The organism is Roseiarcus sp., assembly GCF_049514155.1.
Classification (GTDB): Bacteria; Pseudomonadota; Alphaproteobacteria; order Rhizobiales; family Beijerinckiaceae; genus Roseiarcus.
On the sequence record NZ_JBEKVH010000250.1, the window covers coordinates 1 to 4229 of the forward strand.

General features: G+C 65.8%; 4 protein-coding genes and 1 pseudogene. All 5 read left to right on the forward strand.

All coding sequences use genetic code 11. The annotated features are described in order from the left end of the window. The first annotated feature begins 154 nt into the window (after positions 1-154). Positions 155-879, forward strand: a pseudogene (gene ccoO, locus ABSF49_RS20860) (cytochrome-c oxidase, cbb3-type subunit II). Between the two features lie 13 nt (positions 880-892). Continuing rightward, positions 893-1048: a cbb3-type cytochrome c oxidase subunit 3 gene (locus ABSF49_RS20865; RefSeq protein ID WP_424114554.1), complete on the forward strand. Its 156-nt coding sequence runs from the start codon at positions 893-895 to the stop codon at positions 1046-1048. Positions 1049-1051: 3 nt separating this feature from the next. Continuing rightward, positions 1052-1933 carry a cytochrome-c oxidase, cbb3-type subunit III gene (gene ccoP / locus ABSF49_RS20870; RefSeq protein WP_424114555.1) on the forward strand — a complete coding sequence of 294 codons (882 nt, stop codon included), beginning with the start codon at positions 1052-1054 and terminating at the stop codon, positions 1931-1933. Further along, on the forward strand, positions 1930-3396 hold the full coding sequence (gene ccoG, locus ABSF49_RS20875) for a cytochrome c oxidase accessory protein CcoG (protein ID WP_424114556.1): 1467 nt from the start codon (positions 1930-1932) through the stop codon (positions 3394-3396). The genes ccoP and ccoG overlap by 4 nt, the downstream gene beginning before the upstream one ends. A gap of 35 nt (positions 3397-3431) precedes the next feature. Then, positions 3432-3983, forward strand: a complete 552-nt coding sequence (locus ABSF49_RS20880; protein WP_424114557.1) for a FixH family protein — start codon at positions 3432-3434, stop codon at positions 3981-3983. The last annotated feature ends 246 nt before the right edge of the window (positions 3984-4229 follow it).

Below are 4229 nucleotides of genomic sequence, written 5' to 3' on the forward strand. Positions count from 1 at the left end.
ATCCGTTCTACATCATCCGCGCGCTCGGCGGCGTGCTGTTCATCACCGGCTACCTGCTGATGATCTACAACGTCTGGATGACGATCCGCTCGGGCGAGGCCGCTCAGGCCAACGCCCAACCTTCCCTCCAGCCCGCCGAATGAGGAGCTGAACGATGAGCAGCGGGTCCCACACGCCCAACACCGCGGGCCTCTTCGCCAAGCACCACATCTTGGAGAAGAATCCAATCCTGCTGGCGATCGCGATCCTGATCGTCGTCGCGATCGGCGGCATCGTCCAGATCGTGCCGCTGTTCTACTTGCAGAGCACGGTCGAGAAGGTTGAAGGCATGCGGCCTTACACGCCGCTCGAGCTCGCCGGCCGCAACATCTTCGTGCGCGAGGGCTGCTACCTCTGCCACAGCCAGATGATCCGCTCGCTGCGCGACGAGGTCGAGCGCTACGGCCACTACTCGCTGGCGGCCGAGAGCATGTACGACCATCCGTTCCAGTGGGGTTCGAAGCGCAATCGTGGCAGATCGCGCACCTGAAGGATCCGCGCTCGGTCGTGCCGCAGTCGATCATGCCGACTTACGCGTTCCTCGCTTCGACGCCGCTCGATACGCGCGAGCTCGCCCAGTACATGAAGGTCAGCCAGGTCGTCGGCGTTCCCTACACCGACGACGAGATCGCCAAGGCGGTCGACGACGTCAAGGTTCAGATCAATCCCGACAGCCCTGACGCCGCCGCGTTCCTGCAGCGTTATCCGAAGGCTCAGTTGCGCAAGTTCAACGCCGAGACGGCCGACGTGACCGAGGCCGACGCGCTCGTCGCTTATCTGCAGATGCTCGGCACTCTGGTCGACTTCAAGCTTTACGACGACAAGGCGAATCTGCGCTGAGGGGGGAACGACCATGTCTTCGACGTACGAAACGCTGGCGGAATTCGCCCGCTCGGGAGGGACGATCTACTGCTTCGCATTGTTCCTGGGCGTGCTGGTTTACGCCCTGTGGCCGGCCAATGGCGAAACTTTCAAGAAGGCGGCCGAGTCGCCGCTGCGCGAGGATTGAGCGATGGCGACGAGCGATAAGATCCAAGTCGATCCCGTCACCGGCCAGACGACGACCGGGCATGAGTGGGACGGAATCCGCGAGCTGAACACGCCCCTGCCGCGCTGGTGGCTGTGGACCTTTTACGCCTGCATCCTGTTCTCGATCGGCTACTGGGTGGTCTATCCGGCGTGGCCGGGCATCACCGGCTTCACCCACGGCCTGTGGGGTCAGTCGTCGCGCGGCGACGTCGCCGCCGACGTCGCGGCGATCCAGGCGCAGCGCGCGGTGACCGAGGCGGGCCTCAAAGACGCGACGGTCGATCAGATCGCCGCCGACAAGAAGCTGCTCAGCCTCGCGCTGGCGCACGGCAAGGCGGCGTTCGCCGAGAATTGCGCGGCCTGCCACGGCGCCGGCGGCCAAGGCGGCAAGGGCTACCGCAACCTGACCAACGAAGACTGGCTGTGGGGCGGCAAGCTGGACGACATCCAGCAGACGGTCACCCACGGCATTCGCGACTATGCCGACAAGGACACGCGCCAAAGCGCGATGCCCGCCTTCGGCGCCATGGGCATCCTGAAGCCGGAGCAGATCCAGCAGGTCGTCGGTTACGTCCGCACGCTCAGCAAGCTCGAGCCCGAAGCGGGCGTCGACGTCGCCGCCGGCAAGCAGATCTTCGCCGACAATTGCGCCGTCTGTCACGGCGACGACGGCAAGGGCAAGCGCGAGTTCGGCTCGGCCAACCTGACGGACGGCTTGCAGCTCTATGGGTCGGACATTAAGGATCTGACCCAGACGGTGACGTTCGCCCGCAACTCGACCATGCCGGCCTGGGGCGCGCGCCTCGATCCGGTGACGATCAAGACGCTGGCGGTCTTCGTCCACAACCTGGGCGCCGGCGAGTGAGCGCAGCGGAAAAGTACGAACGCGAAGGAGGGCCCGAAGTCTACGACGAGGGCCCTCTTTACGCTTCTGCGGCCAAAGTCTACCCGCAGAAAGTCAGCGGAACCTACCGCCGCCTGAAGTGGGCGCTGCTGATCGTCTGCCTCGGGCTCTATTACGTACTCCCCTTCGTGCGATGGGACCGCGGGCCGAACGAGCCGCACCAATCGATCCTGATCGATCTGCCCCACTCGCGGTTCTATTGGTTCTTCATCGAAATCTGGCCGCAGGAAGTCTATTACTTCACCGGCCTGCTCATCCTCGCTTCGCTTGCGCTGTTCCTGTCGAATGCGCTGTTCGGCCGCGTCTGGTGCGGCTACTTCTGCATCCAGACGGTGTGGACCGATCTCTTCATGTGGGTCGAGCGGCTGGTCGAGGGCGACCGCCGCGACCGCATCAAGCTCGACGCGGCGCCGTGGAGCGCGTCCAAGATCGGCAAGCGGATCGCCAAGCATGGCTTGTGGCTGCTGATCGCCTGCGGCACCGGCGGCGCCTTCATCCTCTATTTCGCCGACGCGCCGACGCTCGTGCGCCAGCTCTTCACGCTTCAAGCGCCGCTGGTCGCCTATGTGTGGATCGGCATCCTCACCTTCACCACCTATTATCTCGCCGGCCACATGCGCGAGCAGGTGTGCCTCTACATGTGTCCGTGGCCGCGCATCCAGGCGGCGCTGACCGACGTCGACGCGCTCAACGTCACCTATCGGCGCGACCGCGGCGAGCCGCGCCTGTCGGTCAAGGACGCCGCGCGGGCGCAAGCCGCCGGCAAGCCGGCCGGCGATTGCATCGATTGCCATCAGTGCGTCGCGGTCTGCCCGACCGGCGTCGACATCCGCAAGGGCTCGCAGCTCGGCTGCATCCAGTGCGGCCTGTGCATCGACGCCTGCGACGCGGTGATGGCCAAGGTTCACCGGCCGACCCGGCTCATCGCCTACGACACCGACGAGAACATCAAGCGCCGCGCGCGCGGCGAGGCGCCGATCTACAAGCTCGTGCGCTCGCGCACCATCCTCTACGTCGTCGTCATCGCCATTGTCGGCTCGCTGATGGTCTACAAGTTGACCACCCGTCAGCATATGGGTCTCAGCGTGCTGCACGTGCGCGCGCCGATGTACACGCTCGCCCACGATGGGCTGGTGCGCAACGGCTACACTGTGCGCTTCGCCAACAAGTGGAGCGAGCCGCGCGAATTCGCCCTCTCGATCGCCGGCCTTCCCGGCGCGACGGTCAAGAGCGAAGAGGCCGACACGATGTCCGACGGGCGGCTGAAGGTCACCCTCGATCCCGATGCGACGCTGGAGGCGCAGATCTACGTCACCGCGCCGGTCGCTTCGGCGGCGAGCGCAGGCGCGCCGGTCACGATGACCGCAACCGACCTGAAGAACGGCGAGACCGCGACCGTCGCCGACCACTTCTTCGGCCCGTAGAGGTTGCCGCGATGTGCTGCGAGGGGTTAGACATCATGCTGCTCAATTCGGACGGCGCCATGGCCAAGCGCGGCATTCCCGGACGCACCGACCTGACGCGGCCGCTGACCGGCCGCTCGGTCGTCGTCATTCTCGGCCTGTTCTTCGGCGTGATGTTCATCGCCAACGGCGCGCTGATCTACACCGCGCTGTCGACGCTGCACGGCGAGGAGATGGAGAACTCCTACGACGCCAGCCAAGCCTATAACCGGCAGATCGCTGCGGCGCGCGCGCAGAACGCGCTCGGCTGGGTCGCCGACGTCGACACCCGCCAGGAAGGCGGCGGCGCTCGGGTGGTCGCCGAATTCCGCGACCGCAACGGCTCGCCGGTCGCCGGCCTCGAGGTGCGGGCGCGTTTCGTCCATCCCTTCGATCGTTCCGCCGACCGCGAGGCGCCGCTCGTTTCCGACGGCGAAGCCTACGAAGGCGTCGCCGGCCCGTTGCACGCCGGCCGCTGGACCCTGGTGATCGAAGCGCGCCAGGACGGCCAGGTGAAGTTCACCAGCGACAACAAGATCACCCTGGCCGAAACCGCTGCGGGCGACTGAGAGCGGCGTCCGGCGCCCGACGGGATTCGCCGTCATGGCCGGGCTTGACCCGGCCATCCAGGCGGTCCTTTTGAAATTGGAGGAGACGCTTCCGCAGCGGTTTTCTTCGTCAAACTTCGCCGCGTGGATGGCCGGGTCAAGCCCACGGCTGTCCGGTTCATGTTGGGCTCCAGTTTAGCGAGAGTTGCTGCGAGTCGAGCGGCGAGGGTCTTTGCGGTTGCTTGAGGCGGGTGAAATCCTTGCGAT

Coding starts and splice junctions, on each gene's coding strand:
- ABSF49_RS20865 (WP_424114554.1), top strand. CDS start 893: ATGTCTTCGACGTACGAAACGCTGGCGGAATTCGCCCGCTCGGGAGGG.
- ccoP (WP_424114555.1), top strand. CDS start 1,052: ATGGCGACGAGCGATAAGATCCAAGTCGATCCCGTCACCGGCCAGACG.
- ABSF49_RS20880 (WP_424114557.1), top strand. CDS start 3,432: ATGCTGCTCAATTCGGACGGCGCCATGGCCAAGCGCGGCATTCCCGGA.